Origin of the sequence: Xanthomonas sp. NCPPB 1062, assembly GCF_041481705.2 — a bacterium.
Classification (GTDB): Bacteria; Pseudomonadota; Gammaproteobacteria; order Xanthomonadales; family Xanthomonadaceae; genus Xanthomonas; species Xanthomonas euvesicatoria.
In genome coordinates this window covers 2,943,525-2,961,194 of the sequence record NZ_CM192987.1, presented here as the reverse complement: position 1 = coordinate 2,961,194, position 17,670 = coordinate 2,943,525, and the positions used below count along the sequence as shown (strand labels likewise).

Sequence of the window (17,670 nt, the reverse complement as noted above, 5' to 3'; positions counted from 1 at the left end):
GAAATTCCATGAGTCGTCAGTTGAAGGTTGGATTTCCAAAACTAAAAGCCCGGATCTTGGCAATGTCTCTGTATGCCGGTCTTGGCTTCACCTTGGTGCCGCTTAATGCTGGAGCTACTGGCGTTCCGGTTATTGACGTGGCTGCAATTGGAGAATCTATCAAGAATATGCTTGCCACTGTAAAACAGTGGGGCGTTGAATACAGCCAGTACACTGCGCAGTTTGAGCTTCTTCAGAAAAACTTGGTGCAGTTGCAGTCTATGATTAACACATTTGGTCTGCCGACTGGGGTGAAACTTGAGCCTGTAGCGCCTAACTTTGGGTTCGAGCGCTGCGGTGGCGGCATCAGCTTCAGTATGTCGTCCATTACAAGCATGCTAAGTAGTTCCACCGGGTTTGCGAATAGTAATCCACGTGAGCAGCAAAAGCAGCTTTGCGTGGCAATTCAGTATATGAAGAATCAGCGTTACAACTACGTCGTTGGATTTCTAGCTGAAACCATGCCGACGATGGATCAAAGCTTAAATAAATTGATGTCTTTGCGAAATTTCAGCACAAACCCTGGTGACTTGGGTGCGTCTATGTATTCGTTGAACGATACAAACACCCGTATGACCAAGACCTTTGAGCAGGTAAATAACCAAGTCAAGGGTTATGACACGTACATTGCTGCATTGGAAGACAATCAGCGTGCGCTTACGCAAGATATGTTGCGCGGAAAACAAAGTATCTTAGGGACCGTGGTGAAAACTGCCGCGCTCGCTAAAGCGCTGGAAGACTAGATCGCGGTGGTTAGATGTTCGTCGTTGCCCGAATCGTTGATTGAGGTGTTGTAATGGCAAATGGAATTTCAAATTTTGGGCAATGGATGAATCACCTGAGTGTTCAGGCATTTAGTCCATATCCGGCGGTTTCATCGGTCGGAGACTTCGTGTTCTATCGTCAGATCATGAGTTATCTGACGAATAGAATCTCGGAGTTTGAGGCTGATCTGCTGGGACGATTTACTCTCTGGGTCTCAGGCGTCGCGATGATCGTGTTGACGATTTGGGTGATGATCCAAGGCTTCAATATGATTACGGGTCGTAGCCGGGAATCGATGGCTGCCTTCATTGTGACGATGTGCAAAAGCGCACTGATCGTCACGATAGCCGCTTCGATCGGCATGTCGAGTCCCTTTATCCAGAAGTTCGTGAACGACGATGTCAAGAAAGAGATCGCGTATGCGATCACTGGTGAAAACAAGACTCCGGAAGATCAGGTCGACGAAAGCTTGGGGTGGATGCAGGTCGCTCTGTCTAGCATTGACGTGCTTGACGTTGTACAGGACCCGACGTTGGACTCGCAGAAGTCCCGCGCAATGTGGATGGTCGGCGTTGGAACGGGGGGGCCGGCGGTCGTTGCCGGCTCCATGATGTTGCTGTATCGCATTGCGATGGCATTGTTTGTCGGCTTTGGGCCGTTGTTCATTTTATGTCTGTTATTCGAGCAGACAAAGTCCTTGTTTCAACGGTGGTTGTTCTATGGGATCGGCACATTTTTCTCAATGTCAGTCCTTGCGGTCATGACGTCCATCGCGTTGGACATGGTTACCAAGGTATCTTTGGCCTTCTGGGGTTCCTCGCTGATAGGCAGCGTTTTAGGCCAGGATTTCAACTCGGGCATCAGCAGTCAGGCCCTGCAGCAAGGCGGTATGGGCCTGATCCTGACCACTTTGATCTTGACCGCACCTCCCATGGCTGCGATGTTCTTCCAAGGAACGCTTGGAGCGTTTACGCCGTATGCAGCGATGGGAGCAGCCACCGGTGCTTCTGGTGCTGCAAGTCGGCCTGGTCCGCAGGGCCAGCCGCCGGGGTCTTATGGATACTCTCCGTCTCAACCATCTGATGTAGGTAGAGAAGAATCTAACAACACTCGGGTCAATGTGCCTAGAATGAATACCAAATCTTCAGACGAGATGTTAGCGGGTTCAAAGGGAGCGCATCAGGATCGTGGGGTTGTTTAATCGCGGTGTGTGATAGCGGACTCGTTGTATGGGAGATACTATGAAAAATCTCAAGTTGTTAATTCTAATATTTTTTATTGCCGTCATAGACGCCCCGTATACTTGGGCACAGACTGCTTGTCCGATCGGGACGGCAGCAGGGTCCGCTTCATGCGGACCGTCACCGGGCTCGGGGGGGGGCAGCGTCGAAGAAAATCCTCCGCCGCGTGCGGTGCCGAATGGTGAGTGGGAGTCCAGATGGGGTTCAATATCTGTTGATGGCTCCACAGGGAGTGTTGGTACCTCTAATAATCTTGGGAGTAAATCAGAAGCTGTATCCCGAGCAAAGAGAGATTGCGAATCAGACGGCTCTAAAGATTGCAAAACGGTTGCCGCGTATAGTAACCAGTGTATTTCACTGGCGTGGCCCTCAGTAGAGAATAAGAAATTTTCTACTGGTCTAAACGATGATGAAAACATCGCAATAGAAAGGTCTGTTTCTAATTGTAATAAGTTCGGAGGTGTGTGTAGAAGTGTTTACTCAGCATGTAGTTCGCCGATTTTTCATAAATATTGATTATGTAAAAACTTTTTAAGTTCCCTGGAGATCTTATGAAATCCGGCATTATTTTTATCTTTTTTCTTCAAATTATTAGCGGATCTGCCAATGCTGCCGATTCTTGTGCAACACTAATGTGCATGTCAGGAAAATTAGTAGGGGCCAGTACTGGCAAGAGCTGCGCAGCTCCAATGGCAGATTATTTCAAAATCGTTCGATTTGATCGCCACGGATACAGCGAAAACAAAACCAGAAATGCGCGGCAGGCATACTTGGACTCCTGCAGCTCGGAAACGACAGGCGAGGGTAAACGCATCAACGATAAATTTGGAACCATGCGTTTGGGTTTTTAAAGTATCTGTTGATGATTGATACGGATTTTGGCGGCATATGCCGCCAAATCTTTTCACCTGCTGATCGGGATGGGTGGTCGTTCAATTCGGAGCGAAGGTTGCTTGTCGGCGTCCTCAGCCTTTGAGTCTAACGGGTTGGCGTAAGGCGATTCCCCGTCCGCTAACGTTGCTGCGATTACGGCGCCGCGTTGGACATGGTCACCAAGGTGTCTTTGACCTTCTGTGTCGACTCCCCATAATTCAGCTCCAGCTAAAATTAGAGGTGTGCGGTGGCTGATTAACGCCTGGCGATCTCTCAGCAATAGCGATGAATACGTATGCACGCCCACGCTGTTGGAGTGCCACGCCGCTAGGCTAACGCCCTTAGTCGGCGGCCGTGTTGGCTGCCCGCAGTGGCCCGGGAGGGGCGTGCATGTTACAGACACCATGGTGGCGCGGGGCGGTCATCTACCAGATCTATCCGCGTAGTTTTCTGGATTCCAACGGCGATGGGGTGGGCGATCTGCCGGGCATCATTGCCAAGCTCGACTACATCGCCGGGCTGGGCGTGGATGCCATCTGGATCTCGCCGTTCTTCAAGTCGCCGATGGCCGATTTCGGCTATGACATCGCAGACTATCGTGCGGTGGATCCGTTGTTCGGGACGCTGGACGATTTCGACCGTCTGCTCGACAAGGCGCATGCGCTCGGGCTGAAGGTGATGATCGATCAGGTGTTGAGCCACACCTCGATCGAACATGCGTGGTTCCAGGAAAGCCGTCAGGACCGGACCAACGCGAAGGCGGATTGGTATGTGTGGGCCGATCCGCGCGAGGACGGGACGCCGCCGAACAACTGGTTGTCGCTATTCGGTGGTGTGGCGTGGCAGTGGGAGCCGCGGCGCGAGCAGTACTACCTGCACAACTTCCTGGTCGACCAGCCCGACCTCAATTTCCATAACGCCGAGGTGCAGCAGGCAACCCTGGACAATGTGCGGTTCTGGTTGGACCGTGGAGTGGATGGCTTCCGCCTGGACGCGATCAACTTCTGCTTCCATGACGCGCAGCTGCGCGATAACCCCGCCAAGCCGGCCGACAAGCGGGTAGGGCGTGGCTTCAGTGCGGACAATCCGTATGCCTATCAATACCACTACTTCAACAACACGCAGCCGGAAAACCTGGCGTTCCTGGAGCGCCTGCGTGCTCTGCTCGATCGCTATCCGAATGCGGTAAGCCTGGGCGAGATTTCCTCGGAAGATTCGTTGGCGACCACGGCCGAGTACACCGCCAAGGGCCGTCTGCACATGGGCTACAGCTTCGAGCTGTTGGTGCAGGATTACAGTGCTGCCTATATCCGTGAAACGGTCAGCCGGCTCGAGGCGACCATGCTGGAAGGCTGGCCGTGCTGGGCGATTTCCAATCACGACGTGGTGCGTGCGGTAACGCGTTGGGGCGGCGAAGATGCGTCGCCTGCGTTCGCCCGCATGGTGGTGGCGCTGCTATGTTCGTTGCATGGTTCGGTTTGCCTGTACCAGGGCGAGGAGCTTGGGCTGGGCGAGGCGGATGTGGCATTCGAGGATCTGCAGGATCCGTATGGCATCACGTTCTGGCCAACTTTCAAGGGGCGCGATGGATGCCGTACGCCGATGCCGTGGACCGATGCGCCGTCGGCGGGTTTCACCAGCGGCAAGCCGTGGCTGCCGTTGTCCGAGCCGCATCGTCTGGCTGCAGTGAGTGTGCAGCAGGACGATGCCCAGTCTGTGCTGAGCGCCGTGCGGGCATTCCTGAGTTGGCGCAAAAGCATGCCGGCCTTACGGGAAGGGGCGATCGCGTTCTACGACACCGCAGAGCCGGTGCTGATGTTCCGGCGTGAGCATGCCGGCCAGGTCATGCTGTTGGCGTTCAATTTGTCTGCCGACATCACCGAGCTGGCACTGCCTGCAGGTGCATGGCGCCAGATCGATGTGCCGGGGGTGGAGCGCGGGGTGATCGAGCATGGCCGCGTGCGCTTGCCGGGGCACGCCGTCGTTTGCGCAATGGGCGGGGAGTGACGCTACCGCTTCACAGAAAGCTTGATGGGTGTGTTTGATTGATACCGGCGAGGCGTTCCCTTGGGATGCCTCGCTTTTTTGTGGTGGGTTGTTAGATCCGAGTTGGCGTGCATGCGATGCGCGGTGCCTGGTAGGCGAATCGAGATGAGTTATGTAGTGGCGCCGCTGTAGGAGAGGATTAGGTATCTCCTCTTGGTCGATCAAATTTGAAGAATCGGCTGCCTGATGAAAATCGATTGCGAAAGCATATTCCCAAGCGATGCAGCGGCTAACGTTTCAGAGGATGTCTGGCGCTCGGAAACTGCAGGACGTGAAGTGCGCGCGTGTGGGCCTTGCGCTCGATTCCTCCCAGCCTGTACCAGACGATCCGACTCGAAGGGAAAATGCTGTTCAAAGAAAAGCCGCCGGTGTATAGCCGGCGGCTTTTCCTTGGTGGAGATTTCGAAGTTCTGGAGCGAGACGCCGTGATTGCGTTGTGCGTAATAGATCATCGCCCCTGTCGGGAGATCGATTTGGAGGTGAAAGCAGGGCTTTTTGGATGCCGAGGGTGTTCGCGTGGAATCCGTACCCTCATCCCAACCCCTCTCCCGGAGGGAGAGGGGCTAACAGCGCCATTTATCCCTGCAATGGCTCAGAACTTGTAATTTACACCCAGCACAAAGGTGCGGCCCCACTCGATGTATTCCAGCGGGCGGTCCTTGGTTTCTGCGTACGTGCGATACGGCGAGTTGCTGAGGTTGCTTGCCTGCAGCAACAGGGTCAGGCCGGATAGGCTGCTGGCTTCGCTGAAGTTGTAGCTGATCTGCGCGTCGGTGATGTTTTCGCCGACCACGTAGCGCAACGTGCGGTTGCCGTTGAAGTTGCCGATTTCGCCGATGAAGTCCGAGCGGCGACGCTGGCTGACGCGTGCTTCGAAGCCTTTGTGCTCGTAGTACGCGGTCAGGTTGTACACGCGCTTGGACAAGCCCGGCAGGCTGATTTCACCGTCGCCCACGCTGGAGGCGCTTTCCGGGTCGCGGATCTTGACGTCGCTGTCGTTGAAGGTGACGCTGGCCTGGATGCCAAAGCCTTCCAACGGCGCGAAGATCAGATCCAGCGGCAGCGAGGCGGTGAGTTCGACGCCGCGCAAGGTGCCGCCCTTGCCGTTGAACGGGGCGCTGAAGGTGCCGGTGGTCAGCACCGGTGCAGAGCCCGGCGGCGGCACGTAGCCGGCGACCAGTGCGGAGAAATCGTAGTTGTCGCGGCTCTGGGTGTAGATGTAGCTCTTGAGGTCCTTGTAGAAGAACGCCGCGGCCACGTAAGCACGGTCGGCAAAATACTTCTCGTAGGAGATGTCCAGGGCATTGGCGCGCCATGGATCGAGCATGGGGTTGCCGCCGCTGGCGCCGGGGCGCCCGGTGGAGGTGTCGACACCGAATTCCAGCGATGCCCGCAGTTGATCCACGCGCGGGCGTGCGACCTGCTTGGCCATAGCGAAGCGCAGCGTTTGCTCGTACGGGAACTGAAATGCCAGGTTCAAGCTGGGCAGCCAGTCGCGATAGGTCTTGCCATCGTCGATGGGCCGCACTTCGCTACCGGCCGGCTGCGAGGCGTCCCAGTAGTTGGCCTGCGAGGACTGGTCTGCACTTTGCAGCTGCACGCCAATATTGCCGCGCACGCCTACTTCGCCCCACTCGGTATCGATATTGGCACGCAGCCAGGCGGTGGTGATTTTTTCTTCCACCGTCCAGGCCTTGGACACCAGGAACGAGGCGTCGTCGCTGGGGTTGAACAACATATAGCGCGCCACCGTGGCCGGCACATTCCACGCAGGCAGGGAGCCGAGACCGGCGAAGCCGAGATTGACCGGCGCGTATTGCAGGTCTGCCGCCACCGTGGCCTCGCCCTGTGCGCCCAGGGTGATATTGCCTTCGGGCTGGGTCTTCTGCTTTTCGCGATTGGCGTAGTTGACGCCCACATCCAGGTCCGAGAACCAGCTTAGCGCTTCGGGCATCGGGAAGCTGGCCTGCAGCCGCGCGCCCTTGAGCACGTCTTCCACGCTTGGCACCTTGCCGTATCCGGAGCCATAGATGGTGTTGGTGAGGAACAGCTCGTCCGGATTGGAATAATTCATGCCCGGCGTCAGCTGCGAGAAGCCGTTGCCGACAACCGACACGCCCACGGTATCCAGCTGCGGCATCGGTGCGCGCTGGAGATTGTTTTCCAGGTTCAGTTCGTCGCGTGTGGCCTTGGAGTAGTTCAGGTCGGCGACGATCTTGACGGAGCCGGCCGTGATTTCGTTATTCCAGCCGAAGGCGTCGATCTTGTCTTCGCGCTTGTTGTACATGCCACGCACCAACGGATAGACGCCGCTGGCATCTCCGCCGATGAAGGTATTGCGATCGTTGACGCGCACGTTGCTGATGTTCAGGCCAGGCGTGTAGCCGCCGTTGTAGTTGCTCAGATTGAGCTCGAACTGGTTGGCGGTGTCGATCTGCTCGGCTTCGGTGTGGAAGGCATCGAGCGTGCTGGTCCAGGCATTGGACGGGCGATACTGCAGCGTGGCCATGACGCCGTCGCGCTTCTGGTTGCCGGTGCGGCGCAGCGCCTTGATGCCATCGGAGAAATACACGCCATCGGCGACACCAGGACGCTGCCGCTGCGCGTTGACCTGCTGCCACGGTTCGTACAGGCCTACCTGGTTTTCCTGGATCGGCATGTCGGTATGCGCGTAACCGATGGTCAGGCCGATGGTGCGGTCTGCGAATTGGTCGATGTAGCTGACATTGAAGCGGTTGCCGTAAGGGTCGACGTTGGCGGCCTTGCCCAAGGAGTTGCGCTGGTAGCGGCCACCGATGGCGATCACGCGCTCGTTGTAGCTCAGCGGGCGGGCGGTCTGCATGTCCACCGTGCCCGACAGGCCTTGACCGACCAGGCCGGCATCCGGTGTCTTGTAGACGGTGACGCCGCTGACCAGTTCTGATGGATATTGGTCGAACTCCACGCTGCGGTTGTCGCCGGTGCTGACCACTTCGCGCCCGTTGAGCAGCGTGGTGGAGAAGTCCGGCGACAGGCCGCGCACGCTGATCACCTGCGCACGGCCGGCAACGCGTTGCGCAGCCAGACCGGGCAGGCGCGCCAGCGATTCGGCGATGCTGACGTCCGGCAGGCGACCGATGTCTTCGGCCGAAATGGCTTCCACGATCGAAGTGGAATCGCGCTTGACCGAGATGGCGCCTTCGATTGCGTGGCGCAGGCCGGTGACCTGGACCTTGTCCAAGTCGGTGACCGCGCCGGCAGTCTGTTCGGACGCACCTTGTTGGGCGTCGCTTGCTTGTGCAGGCGTTGCCGTTTGCGCGGCGGCCCATGTCGGTGCCATGGCAACGGCCAGGGCGATACTCAGCGCGGAGCGCTTGTGCTTCAACATTTTCCCCTCCCAGGTACATGTTGTTTTTTGATTTTTGATCCGGCAGGGCTGCCTGGATGTCATGCGTCGCGTGCCACGATGGACGTCACACGACTGCGACGTATGGTAGACACGGCACCTGGGTGCAAACGTGCACTGCATACGTATTCACTGCGGTGTTGCGCGATGAAATCGATTCCACCCAGGGCCATGCCGGCGACGGCCAGGTGATTGCGCTCAGCAACGACATGCTGCGCGATGCGCAGCGGCGGTATGACCGCTGCGCCGTGCAATCGATCGTGCTGGCTGTGCGCGTTGGCGCCCAAGCGATGTCGTGGTCAGCGTTTGCCACCCATCGGAACAAAGCGAATGGCCTGACCACCGCCCGGTGCCAGACGCAGCTCCAACGTATCGGCACTGCTGACCTGACGTTCTTCGCGCACGAAGGCGAACGGGTTGCTGGCATAGTCCGCGCCGTCGCCATCGCGATAGATCTGCGCGATGTAGCGCACGCCGGGTTCGAGAAAGCCCAGCGGCACCTGCAGCAGGCGGCCGTGTTCGTCGGTGATGCTGCCCAGGAACCAGTCGCGGCTGTGCCGGTCCTTGCGTGCGATGGTGACGTAATCGCCCACTTCGCCATTCAGCGCGCGGGTCTGGTCCCAGTCCACCGCCACATCTTCGATGAAGCGGAACGCATCGCGGTGTTGCAGATAATGCTCGGGCAGATCGGCGGCCATCTGGATCGGGCTGTAGAGCGTCACATACAGCGCCAGCTGCCGCGCCAACGTGCTGGGAATCGCCTGGCCGTTGCGGCCCTTCAGGCTGACGATGCCGGGCGTGTAATCCATCGGCCCGGCGAGCAGCCGGGTAAACACCAGGTTGACTTCGTGCTCGGGCGGATTGGGCGGCTGGCCCCAGGCGTTGTATTCCATGCCGCGCGCGCCTTCGCGCGAGATCCAGTTGGGATAGGTACGGCGCAGCCCGGTGTCCTTGATGGGCTCGTGCGCATTGACCGCAATGTGGCGCTGCGCCGCTTCCTGCACCACGTGCAGGTGGTGACGTGCCATCCATTGCCCGTCGTGCCATTCGCGCAGCGGCGTGCCGCCCGCGGGGTTGCGCCGTTCCACCTGGCCGTCGTCGCAGACATAGCCGGTCTTGACCGAGTCCACGCCGAAGCGCGCATACAAGTCCATCGCTTCGGCGATCTGATCTTCGTAATGGTCCACTGCGCACCCGGTTTCATGATGGCCGATCAGATGTACGCCCTTGGCGGCGGCGTATCTGCTGAGTGCTGGCAGGTCGAAATCCGGCGTGGGCCGGGTGAAATCGAAGCTGCCGCCATTGCCGAACCATTCCCCGTCCCAGCCGGGATTCCAGCCTTCGACCAGTACGCCGCGAAAGCCGTGGTTAGCGGCGAAGTCGATATAGCGTTTTGTCGTCGCGGTGGTTGCGCCGTGTTTGGGCCCGGTGGCCCAGGTCTGTTGATTGAGATGCATCGACCACCACACGCCCACGTACTTGGATGGCTTGATCCAGCTCACGTCGCCCAGCACATTGAGTTCGTTGAGGTTGAGGATGAGGTTGGATTCCACCAGGCCGGTGGCCTGATCGGCGATCTGCAGCGTGCGCCATGGCGTATCGAAGGGCAGGCTGCGGCGCACCTTCCAGCCTTCGGCAGCCGGCGACAGCTGCGCGCGCAGGCGCTGGTTGTCGGTGCGGCGCAGCCACATGCCGGCGTAGTCGACCAAGGCCGCTTCATGCAGTGCGATGTGCAGCCCGCTGTCGGTGCGCAGCGTGAGCGGCGTATGCGCCAGCGCAACCTGGTTCAACGGCGTGTGCCGATACAGATACTCGTAGTGGATCGGCTCGCCTGCGGGAATCCACCAGGCATCGGCCGGTTGCGCGATGGCGAATTCGGTCACTTCCTCGTCGATGAGCGCCTCGCGCATGCCTGCTTGCTTGGGGAAGTGATAGCGCAGGCCCAGCCCGTCGTCGTAGACGCGGAAGATCACGTCGAAGATGCGCTGCGCACCGTCGCGCTCGCCCAGGCTCACGCGCAACTCGTTGTAGTGATTGCGCACCAGCCGCGTCTCGCCCCAGGGCTGCTCCCAGGTGTCATCGTGACTTTGGCGCGCCTGGGCAAGCACCGCCATGCCGCGGTCCAGCCGGCCGTCGCGTAGCTCGAACCCCAGCCGCGAGCGTTGCACCACCGCCTCGCCGAGGCGCTGCACGCGGTAATAAGGCGTGCCGCCATCCACCTCCAGGCTGACTTGCAGCACCTTGTTCGGCGACTCCACGCTGACGGTGGTGACTTCGGCATGCAGCTGCGGCGCGGCACCGCCGAACAGCGTGAGGACCAGCAGCTGGGCGATCCATGCGGCGCCCAGTGTCGAGTGCGCTCGACGTGAAGACAGCGGCATATCCCCTCCCAAGGTGACCGTTGCGCAAGCAGTGACTATGCAGTGCCTTGCAGTGGATGCGCCGTGCTGCGCACTGCTGGAAACCCATGAATACGTATGCAGTGGTGCGGAACAGCAGAGTGCGCGTCTACCATGGCGCCACGGCACCTGGGAGGGTCCGCGCCCGTGGCACGTCCGTGCCGCGCACCACAACGCGTGCAACGAGGGAGGAAGGCCGACGGCGCAAGCTGTCTTGCCGCTTCGATGTTGAAGATGATCTGCATGGCTGCAACGCTGGGCGTTGCGGCAAGTTCGCCGGCACTGGCCGACGAACTGGAATTTCAAGGACGCCGGGCCCAAGCGCAGGCATTGGACGACGGCAGCTTCGTGTTGCGCTGGCCGCAGGGCGAACGCCGCATTGCGGCACAACCGATGCGCACGCACACCGCCAGCCCGCTGTTCGACGCCTTGTTCGCGCTGGCACAGCAGGAAATGGCCGACGACCGCGTCGAGGCGATCCGCGACCCCGCCTTCAACGATGGCAAGCCGGTGCCGTGCGCCTGCTTCGAAACCGGCGAACGCTGGCCTTACGTCTGGACGCGCGATGTCAGCTTTGCGGCCGATCTTGCGTTGGCGCAGCTGGAGCCGGAGCGCACGCGCAATGCACTGCGCTTCAAGCTCTCTGCCGCACGCGATGGGCGCACGCCGGGACTGTTCGTGGCGCAGGACACCGGCTCCGGCGGCAGTTGGCCGATCAGCAGCGATCGGGTGGTGTGGTTCCTTGCCGCACGCGGCCTGCTGGACGACAAGCCGTTTGCCGAAGAGGTGTGGCAGGCACTACAGGCAACGATCGCGCAGGACCGCGATGCCGTGTTCGATGCGCAGATCGGTCTCTACCGCGGCGAAACCTCGTTCTTGGATTGGCGAGAACAGACCTACCCGGACTGGACGCGCGAGGACGTGCGATTCATTGCCGAATCCTTTGCGCTCTCCACCAACGTGCTGCATTACCAGGCGTTGCGGCTGGCCGAACAGTTGGCGCGCCAGCATGGCGATGCACGCGCTGTGCAATATGCGCAGTGGGCCGATGCACTTCGCCAGGCCATCGATAGGCATTTCTGGGATGCGCGCAGCAGCCAATACGTCAGCTATCTCGGCAGCGCAGCGCATCCGGTACGCTACGCCAAGGTGGATCTGCTCGGCCTCTCGCTGGGCGTACTGGCCGATGTGTTTCCGCCGCAGCGGGCGCGCCTTGCGCTGCGCAATTACCCGATGGTCGCCGGCGGCAGCCCGGTGGTGTGGCCGCAAGAGGCCGCGCAGCCGATCTACCACAACCGCGCTGTCTGGCCGTTCGTCAGTGCCTATGCGCTACGCGCTGCACGCACGCTGGACGATGCGCCACGCATCGCGTTGGAGCTGCAATCGCTGATGCGCAGCAGCGCGCTGGCGGGCTCGAACATGGAAAACTACGAGATGCAGCGCCTTGCGGTGCACGTGGAAGAGGGCGCGCGCAGTGGCCCGGTGGTGAACTCGCCACGCCAGCTGTGGTCGGTGGCGGGCTACCTGTCTGCAGTGCAGGAGGGTGTGTTCGGGCTGTCGGCCGATGGCAAGCTACAACCGAAGTTGCCGCGGTCCTTGCTGCCCCTGTTGTTTGGCGACGCCAAGCAGATCGTGCTGGAACAGGGCGCACGACGGTACGTGCTGCAGCGCCCGGCAAACGATGCCGGCGAGTTGCTGGTGGCAGGACGCAGCGAACGGCAGGGGCAGACCACGCTGGTGCAGTTGGTTGGGCACAGTGCCGACCTGACGCCGCCGCCGCGACCGAAGCAGGTCTTCGCACCGCAGATGCCACCGGCGCCGGTCGCGCAACAGATCGGCAACACGTATCGCATCGATATTCCGGAAGGAACAACGCTGTATCTGGACGGCCGCGCACTCGATGCCAGCGCGCACTGGGATCTCCCCGACGATGGCGTGCTGCATGTGCTCAGCCTGACCCGGCGGCGCGATGGTCTGGAGTCGCTGCATAGCCCGTCGTTGACGCTCGGCCCACTGCAGCAGTTGCCGGGCAGCCAGCGCTGGAGCTGGCGTCCGGCACATGCAGGCGTGCATCGGGTATCGCTGCGTTACCGCAATGACAATGGCCCGATCAATACCGGGATCACGGCAGCGGTGAAACACCTGGTGCTGGAGTGCCCGGGGAAACCCGCACAATCGCAGGTCATCGTGATGCCGCATAGCGTAGGCGAGCAGCTCTCCACACAAGTGACTTTCGATGCGGTGGCGGGGCAGGCCTGCACGTTCCGGCTCGAGAACGGCTTCAATATGAGCGCATTGGCGCACTTTGCCCAATACAACGGCGGTCGCGGCGGCCGTGATGGTGTAGTCAATGCGGCGCAGGTCAGTGCGTTGTTGGTCGGGCCTGCAGCACGCGTGGAGGCCGCGCCATGAACGCCAAGCCACGCTTGAATTTCTGGCAGATCTGGAACATGTGCTTCGGCTTTCTCGGCATCCAGTTCGGCTTCGCACTGCAGAACGCCAATGCCAGCCGTATCTTCCAGACGCTGGGCGCGCAGGTCGACGACGTGCCAGGCCTGTGGATCGCTGCACCGCTCACCGGCCTGATCGTGCAGCCGGTCATCGGTTACCTGTCCGATCGCACCTGGACCCCGTGGGGCCGCCGGCGTCCGTACTTCATGGTGGGCGCTGTCTTCACCACGCTGGCCTTGCTGGTGATGCCCAACGCGCCGATGCTCTGGGTGGCCGCCGGGACGCTGTGGGTGCTGGATGCATCGATCAACATCTCGATGGAGCCTTTCCGTGCGCTGGTGGGTGACCAATTACCGCCGTCGCAACGGCCGACCGGCTACGCGATGCAGAGTTTCTTCATTGGCATCGGCGCGATCGTCGCGAGTTTTCTGCCCTGGCTGCTGACCCATTGGGGCATTGCCAACACCGCGCCGCCAGGCCAGTTGCCCGACAGCGTGCGCTACGCGTTCTACCTTGGCGCGGCGGTATTGTTCCTGTCGATCACCTGGACGGTGCTGCGTACGCGCGAGTACAGCCCAGAGCAGTTGGCCGGTTTTGACGATGCGCATCCGGCTCTCGCACAGGTGGCAAGCACCGGCATGGCGCCGACACCCATGGCAAGCGTGCTGTGGTGCGGTCTGGGCGTGCTGCTCGCCACGGCCATCGCCTGGCAGCAGGGCGACCGCATGCTGTACGTGCTGGCCGGGTTGTGTCTTGCCTACGGCGTCTTGCTTGCCTTGGCTCGCATGTTGCCCGCCACCAGCATGTTGGTGGCGATCGTGCAGGACGTGCGCAGCATGCCGATGACGATGCGTCGCCTGGCCTGGGTGCAGTTCTTCTCGTGGTTTGCCTTGTTTGCGATGTGGATCTACACCACTGCCGCAGTGACGCAAGTGCATTTCGGTGCGAACGACACCGCTTCGGCGGCCTACAACGATGGCGCAAACTGGGTCGGCGTGTTGTTCGGCGCCTATAACGGGTTTGCTGCATTGGCTGCAGTGGTGATTCCGCTGCTGGTGCGTGCGATCGGCTTGCGCTGGAGCCATCTGTGCAACCTGTGGCTGGGTGCCGCCGGATTGTTGTCGATGCTGGTCATCCGCGACCCGCAGTGGTTGCTGCTGTCGATGGTGGGGGTCGGTTTCGCCTGGGCCTCGATCCTGTCGCTGCCGTATGCCTTGCTGTCAGATAGCGTGCCTGCTCCAAAGATGGGCGTGTACATGGGCATCTTCAATTTCTTCATCGTGATTCCGCAGTTGGTCGCCGCCAGCGCGCTGGGCTTTGTACTGCGCGTGTGGCTGGGTGGGCAGCCGATCTATGCATTGGCCATTGGCGGGCTCAGCCTGTTGATTGCAGGCGTGTGCGTGGTGCGGGTTCCAGTGGCCTCGGGAGGGCAGTGATGCGCAGTGCGATGTATGTGGCGTTGACGATGTACGCGGGCGCGGCAATGGCGGCGCCTGCAGCCAAGGACTACTACGGCACCCTGGAGCCGTTCGCCGCCGAGGCGGTGTACTTCGTGGTGACCGACCGCTTCGTCAACGGCGATACCGGCAATGACCATCGCGATCAGGGTGGTGCGCATCGCACCTTCGATGTGCCCACACCATGCGCCGATGGCAGCGAGGACAACATCGGCTATCTCGGTGGCGACTTCAAAGGCATCGTCGAGCATGCCGATTACATCCGCGACCTGGGCTTCGGGGCGGTGTGGATCACCCCGATCGTCGATAACCCCGACGAAGCGTTCACCGGCGGCAAGCCGATCACCTGCGGCAGCACGCTCAGCGACCATGGCAAGACCGGCTATCACGGCTATTGGGGCGTCAACTTCTACAAGCTCGACGAACATCTGCCCAGCCCGGGCCTGGATTTCGCCGGTTTTACCCGCGCCATGCATGCTAGCAAGCTGAAGGTCGTATTGGACATCGTGGGCAACCACGGTTCGCCGGCCTACACCATGCCGCAGGCGCAACCCGGCTTCGGCAAACTCTACGATGCGCAGGGGCGCCTGGTCGCCGACCACCAGAATCTCGCGCCTGCGCAGCTGGATCCGCAGCACAACCCATTGCATGCCTTCTACAACACCGGCGGCGGCCTGGCGGAATTGTCCGACCTCAACGAAAACAATCCGGCGGTGCTGGATTATCTGGCCGGCGCGTACCTGCAGTGGATGGAGCAGGGCGCCGATGCGTTTCGCATCGATACCATCGGCTGGATGCCGGATCGCTTCTGGCATGCCTTCGTGGCGCGCATTCGTGAAAAACGTCCGGGTTTTTTCATGTTCGGCGAAGCCTTCGATTACGACGCCAACAAGATCGCCGGGCATACCTGGACGCGCAATGCCGGCGTCAGCGTGCTGGATTTCCCGCTCAAGCAGCAGCTTGCCGCGGTATTCGGTCATGAACAGGCCGGCTTCGAAAAACTCGCCGCGCCCTTGTTCCTGGGTCAAGGGCCCTACGCGAACCCCTACGAGTTGATGAGCTTCTACGACAACCACGACATGGCGCGCCTGGATGCCAGCGATGCCGGATTTATCGATGCGCACAACTGGTTGTTCACCGCCCGCGGCATTCCGGTGATCTATTACGGCTCGGAAATCGGCTTCATGCGTGGGCGTGCCGAACATGCCGGCAATCGCAACTACTTCGGCGTCGAGCGCATCCGCACTGCACCGCAGAGCCCGATCTTCGGCCCGCTGCAACGCATCGCCCAGGTGCGTCGCAACACCCCGGCATTGCAGCGTGGCGTGCAGGTCGATGTGCGGTTACACGGCGATCAAGCCGCGTTCCTGCGCGTCTATCAGCATGCAGGTACAACCCAGACCGCATTGGTGCTGCTCAACAAGGCCGATACCGCAGCCACCATTCAAGTGACGCGCTTCCTGCAGCCTGGCGCGTGGCGCGATGCGGTCAGTGGCGAGCAGTTGCAGGTGCAGCGTGGTTTCGCAACAGCGGTGCCGGCGCACGGCGTGCGCGTGTTGCTGTCGGATGCGCCGATCACCGACCCGGCCCTGCGCAAGCAGCTCGACCTGCAAATGGCCGAGCAGGCTGCACGCGACGCGCGCAACAGGTAGGCGCGCACCTGGGCGCGATCAGGCATTGCCGCTGACGCCCGTCGCGCCCGGTTGCGCTCTTGCGCCGCACGCAGCGGGTCGCGAGATCTCGCGACCCAACGGGCGCGCTATCCCGAATCCCGAATCAGCGCCTGACCGTCCCATCCGACGCCCGACCCGTCAGCGCATCGCCGGTCTCTGCGCCAGACGGCGCCCATCCCAGTGGCGGCTGCAGCCCGCTGCTGCGCGAGGAATCGCGTAGCGCCAGACGCACCGGAATCGTGCGGCTCTGCGCGGCCTCGCCACGAATCAGGGCCACCAGACTTTCCACCAGCAATGTGCCGGCCTGCTTGGTGTCCTGCTGCACGGTCGACAGCGCGGGCGCGACCGACGCCGCCAACGCGATATCGTCGAAGCCGCTGACCGCCACGTCCTGCGGCACCCGCAGGCCGCGCTCGCGCAGGGCGCGCATGGCACCGATCGCAATCAGATCGCTGGCTGCGCACACCGCATCGAACGCATTGCCGCTGTCCAGCAGTGCCAGGCATGCGGTGTAGCCGGACAACTCGGTGGTGATCGCATCGAACTGCAGTGCCGGGTCGGCTACCAGGCCGTGCTGCGCCAGCGCAGCGGCATGGCCGCGGTAGCGTTCTTCGAATTCGGGATAGTGGTTGGACGCGTGTCCGACGAACGCGATGCGCCGGCAGCCCTGCGCCAGCAGATGGTCGGTAATGTCCAGCCCGCCCTGGTAATTGTCGCTGCCGATCGAAATGCCGGGCTGGCCGGGCAGGGCCGCGCCCCAGCGCACGAAGTGGGTACCTTGCTCGACCAGCAGCTGCAGCCGCTGGCGCGATTCCTGATAGTCGCCATAGCCCAGCAGGATGATGCCGTCGGCCTTGTTGCTGTCTTCGTAATCGGCCTGCCAATCCTTGGACAACTGCTGGAACGACACCAGCAGGTCGTAGCCCTGCAGCGCGCAGGCGCGGGTGATCGAGCCCAGCATCGAGTGGAAGAACGGGTTGATCAGCGAGTCGTCGGCAGTGGGGTCTTCGAAGAACAGCAGTGCCAGCGTGCCGGCATTGCGCAGCCGCAGCGAGGAGGCGTTCTTGTCGACCTTGTAGTTCAGCTCGCGGGCGATGCGCAGGATGCGCTTGCGGGTTTCCTCGTTGACCATCGGGCTGCCGCGCAGTGCGCGCGACACGGTCGGCTGCGACACGCCGGCCAGGTAGGCGATATCCAGCGAGGTGGCTTTACCCTTGATGGTCATGGTCGGCAACGGCAGGACAGGTGGCCGGCATCATGCCATGCGCCCGCCAGCGCCGCGCCGCCGTACGCAGCGGACGGCTGATTGGTTTACCATTCACGTCCAAGACCCCCCTGCGA

The 17,670-nt window shown here is 61.1% G+C and carries 12 protein-coding genes and 1 pseudogene; 9 read left to right on the top strand and 4 right to left on the bottom strand.

What is annotated here, in order from left to right; translation table 11 throughout:
* The first annotated feature begins 8 nt into the window (after window positions 1-8).
* From ACCQ16_RS12935 to ACCQ16_RS12915, 5 genes are all read left to right on the top strand, one after another.
* Window positions 9-782 (top strand): TrbJ/VirB5 family protein, encoded by a 774-nt coding sequence (locus tag ACCQ16_RS12935; RefSeq protein ID WP_133161693.1) that lies wholly within the window; start codon window positions 9-11, stop codon window positions 780-782.
* A gap of 53 nt (window positions 783-835) precedes the next feature.
* Window positions 836-2,005: a TrbL/VirB6 family protein gene (locus tag ACCQ16_RS12930; protein WP_228729792.1), complete on the top strand. Its 1,170-nt coding sequence runs from the start codon at window positions 836-838 to the stop codon at window positions 2,003-2,005.
* A gap of 28 nt (window positions 2,006-2,033) precedes the next feature.
* Window positions 2,034-2,561 (top strand): DUF4189 domain-containing protein, encoded by a 528-nt coding sequence (locus ACCQ16_RS12925; RefSeq protein ID WP_014090490.1) that lies wholly within the window; start codon window positions 2,034-2,036, stop codon window positions 2,559-2,561.
* Window positions 2,562-2,596: 35 nt separating this feature from the next.
* Window positions 2,597-2,896 carry a killer protein gene (locus ACCQ16_RS12920; protein ID WP_133161694.1) on the top strand — a complete coding sequence of 100 codons (300 nt, stop codon included), beginning with the start codon at window positions 2,597-2,599 and terminating at the stop codon, window positions 2,894-2,896.
* A gap of 412 nt (window positions 2,897-3,308) precedes the next feature.
* Window positions 3,309-4,925, top strand: coding sequence for an alpha-amylase family glycosyl hydrolase (locus ACCQ16_RS12915; protein WP_218503444.1), 1,617 nt, complete (start codon window positions 3,309-3,311; stop codon window positions 4,923-4,925).
* 200 nt (window positions 4,926-5,125) lie between these two features.
* Here ACCQ16_RS12915 and ACCQ16_RS12910 read toward each other — a convergent pair whose 3' ends face one another.
* Both ACCQ16_RS12910 and ACCQ16_RS12905 read right to left on the bottom strand, forming a co-directional pair.
* On the bottom strand, window positions 5,126-5,416 hold the full coding sequence (locus ACCQ16_RS12910; RefSeq protein ID WP_218503445.1) for a hypothetical protein: 291 nt from the start codon (window positions 5,414-5,416) through the stop codon (window positions 5,126-5,128).
* Window positions 5,417-5,556: 140 nt separating this feature from the next.
* On the bottom strand, window positions 5,557-8,331 hold the full coding sequence (locus ACCQ16_RS12905) for a TonB-dependent receptor (protein ID WP_277572664.1): 2,775 nt from the start codon (window positions 8,329-8,331) through the stop codon (window positions 5,557-5,559).
* Between ACCQ16_RS12905 and ACCQ16_RS12900 the strand changes: the two are divergent.
* Window positions 8,320-8,645 (top strand): annotated as a pseudogene (locus ACCQ16_RS12900) (hypothetical protein); the annotation flags it as partial. The gene ACCQ16_RS12905 and the pseudogene ACCQ16_RS12900 sit on opposite strands and share 12 nt — an antisense overlap.
* 3 nt (window positions 8,646-8,648) lie before the next feature.
* Here the strand turns inward: ACCQ16_RS12900 and ACCQ16_RS12895 are convergent.
* Entirely contained in the window at window positions 8,649-10,730 is a 2,082-nt protein-coding gene (locus ACCQ16_RS12895; RefSeq protein ID WP_277572665.1) for a glycoside hydrolase family 97 protein, read from the bottom strand.
* 243 nt (window positions 10,731-10,973) lie between these two features.
* On the opposite strand from ACCQ16_RS12895, the gene ACCQ16_RS12890 reads away from it, so the two are divergent.
* The 3 genes from ACCQ16_RS12890 to ACCQ16_RS12880 are packed head-to-tail and all read left to right on the top strand — an operon-like array spanning window position 10,974 to window position 16,308.
* Window positions 10,974-13,160 carry a glucosidase family protein gene (locus tag ACCQ16_RS12890; RefSeq protein ID WP_372379973.1) on the top strand — a complete coding sequence of 729 codons (2,187 nt, stop codon included), beginning with the start codon at window positions 10,974-10,976 and terminating at the stop codon, window positions 13,158-13,160.
* Complete coding sequence (locus ACCQ16_RS12885; protein WP_218496280.1) at window positions 13,157-14,635, top strand: MFS transporter; 1,479 nt, start codon at window positions 13,157-13,159, stop codon at window positions 14,633-14,635. The genes ACCQ16_RS12890 and ACCQ16_RS12885 overlap by 4 nt, the downstream gene beginning before the upstream one ends.
* Before the next feature lie 47 nt (window positions 14,636-14,682).
* On the top strand, window positions 14,683-16,308 hold the full coding sequence (locus ACCQ16_RS12880) for an alpha-amylase family glycosyl hydrolase (RefSeq protein WP_277572789.1): 1,626 nt from the start codon (window positions 14,683-14,685) through the stop codon (window positions 16,306-16,308).
* Between the two features lie 124 nt (window positions 16,309-16,432).
* Here ACCQ16_RS12880 and ACCQ16_RS12875 read toward each other — a convergent pair whose 3' ends face one another.
* A complete protein-coding gene (locus ACCQ16_RS12875) occupies window positions 16,433-17,554 on the bottom strand; it encodes a LacI family DNA-binding transcriptional regulator (RefSeq protein ID WP_008574584.1) in 1,122 nt (373 codons plus the stop codon).
* Between the last annotated feature and the right edge of the window lie 116 nt (window positions 17,555-17,670).

Excerpts from the sequence above, each read along its gene's own strand:
- ACCQ16_RS12910 (WP_218503445.1), bottom strand. The coding sequence starts at position 5,416 with ATGATCTATTACGCACAACGCAATCACGGCGTCTCGCTCCAGAACTTC.
- ACCQ16_RS12895 (WP_277572665.1), bottom strand. The coding sequence starts at position 10,730 with ATGCCGCTGTCTTCACGTCGAGCGCACTCGACACTGGGCGCCGCATGG.
- ACCQ16_RS12875 (WP_008574584.1), bottom strand. The coding sequence starts at position 17,554 with ATGACCATCAAGGGTAAAGCCACCTCGCTGGATATCGCCTACCTGGCC.
- ACCQ16_RS12885 (WP_218496280.1), top strand. The coding sequence starts at position 13,157 with ATGAACGCCAAGCCACGCTTGAATTTCTGGCAGATCTGGAACATGTGC.
- ACCQ16_RS12935 (WP_133161693.1), top strand. The coding sequence starts at position 9 with ATGAGTCGTCAGTTGAAGGTTGGATTTCCAAAACTAAAAGCCCGGATC.
- ACCQ16_RS12930 (WP_228729792.1), top strand. The coding sequence starts at position 836 with ATGGCAAATGGAATTTCAAATTTTGGGCAATGGATGAATCACCTGAGT.
- ACCQ16_RS12915 (WP_218503444.1), top strand. The coding sequence starts at position 3,309 with ATGTTACAGACACCATGGTGGCGCGGGGCGGTCATCTACCAGATCTAT.
- ACCQ16_RS12905 (WP_277572664.1), bottom strand. The coding sequence starts at position 8,331 with ATGTTGAAGCACAAGCGCTCCGCGCTGAGTATCGCCCTGGCCGTTGCC.
- ACCQ16_RS12920 (WP_133161694.1), top strand. The coding sequence starts at position 2,597 with ATGAAATCCGGCATTATTTTTATCTTTTTTCTTCAAATTATTAGCGGA.
- ACCQ16_RS12925 (WP_014090490.1), top strand. The coding sequence starts at position 2,034 with ATGGGAGATACTATGAAAAATCTCAAGTTGTTAATTCTAATATTTTTT.
- ACCQ16_RS12880 (WP_277572789.1), top strand. The coding sequence starts at position 14,683 with ATGGCGGCGCCTGCAGCCAAGGACTACTACGGCACCCTGGAGCCGTTC.
- ACCQ16_RS12890 (WP_372379973.1), top strand. The coding sequence starts at position 10,974 with ATGTTGAAGATGATCTGCATGGCTGCAACGCTGGGCGTTGCGGCAAGT.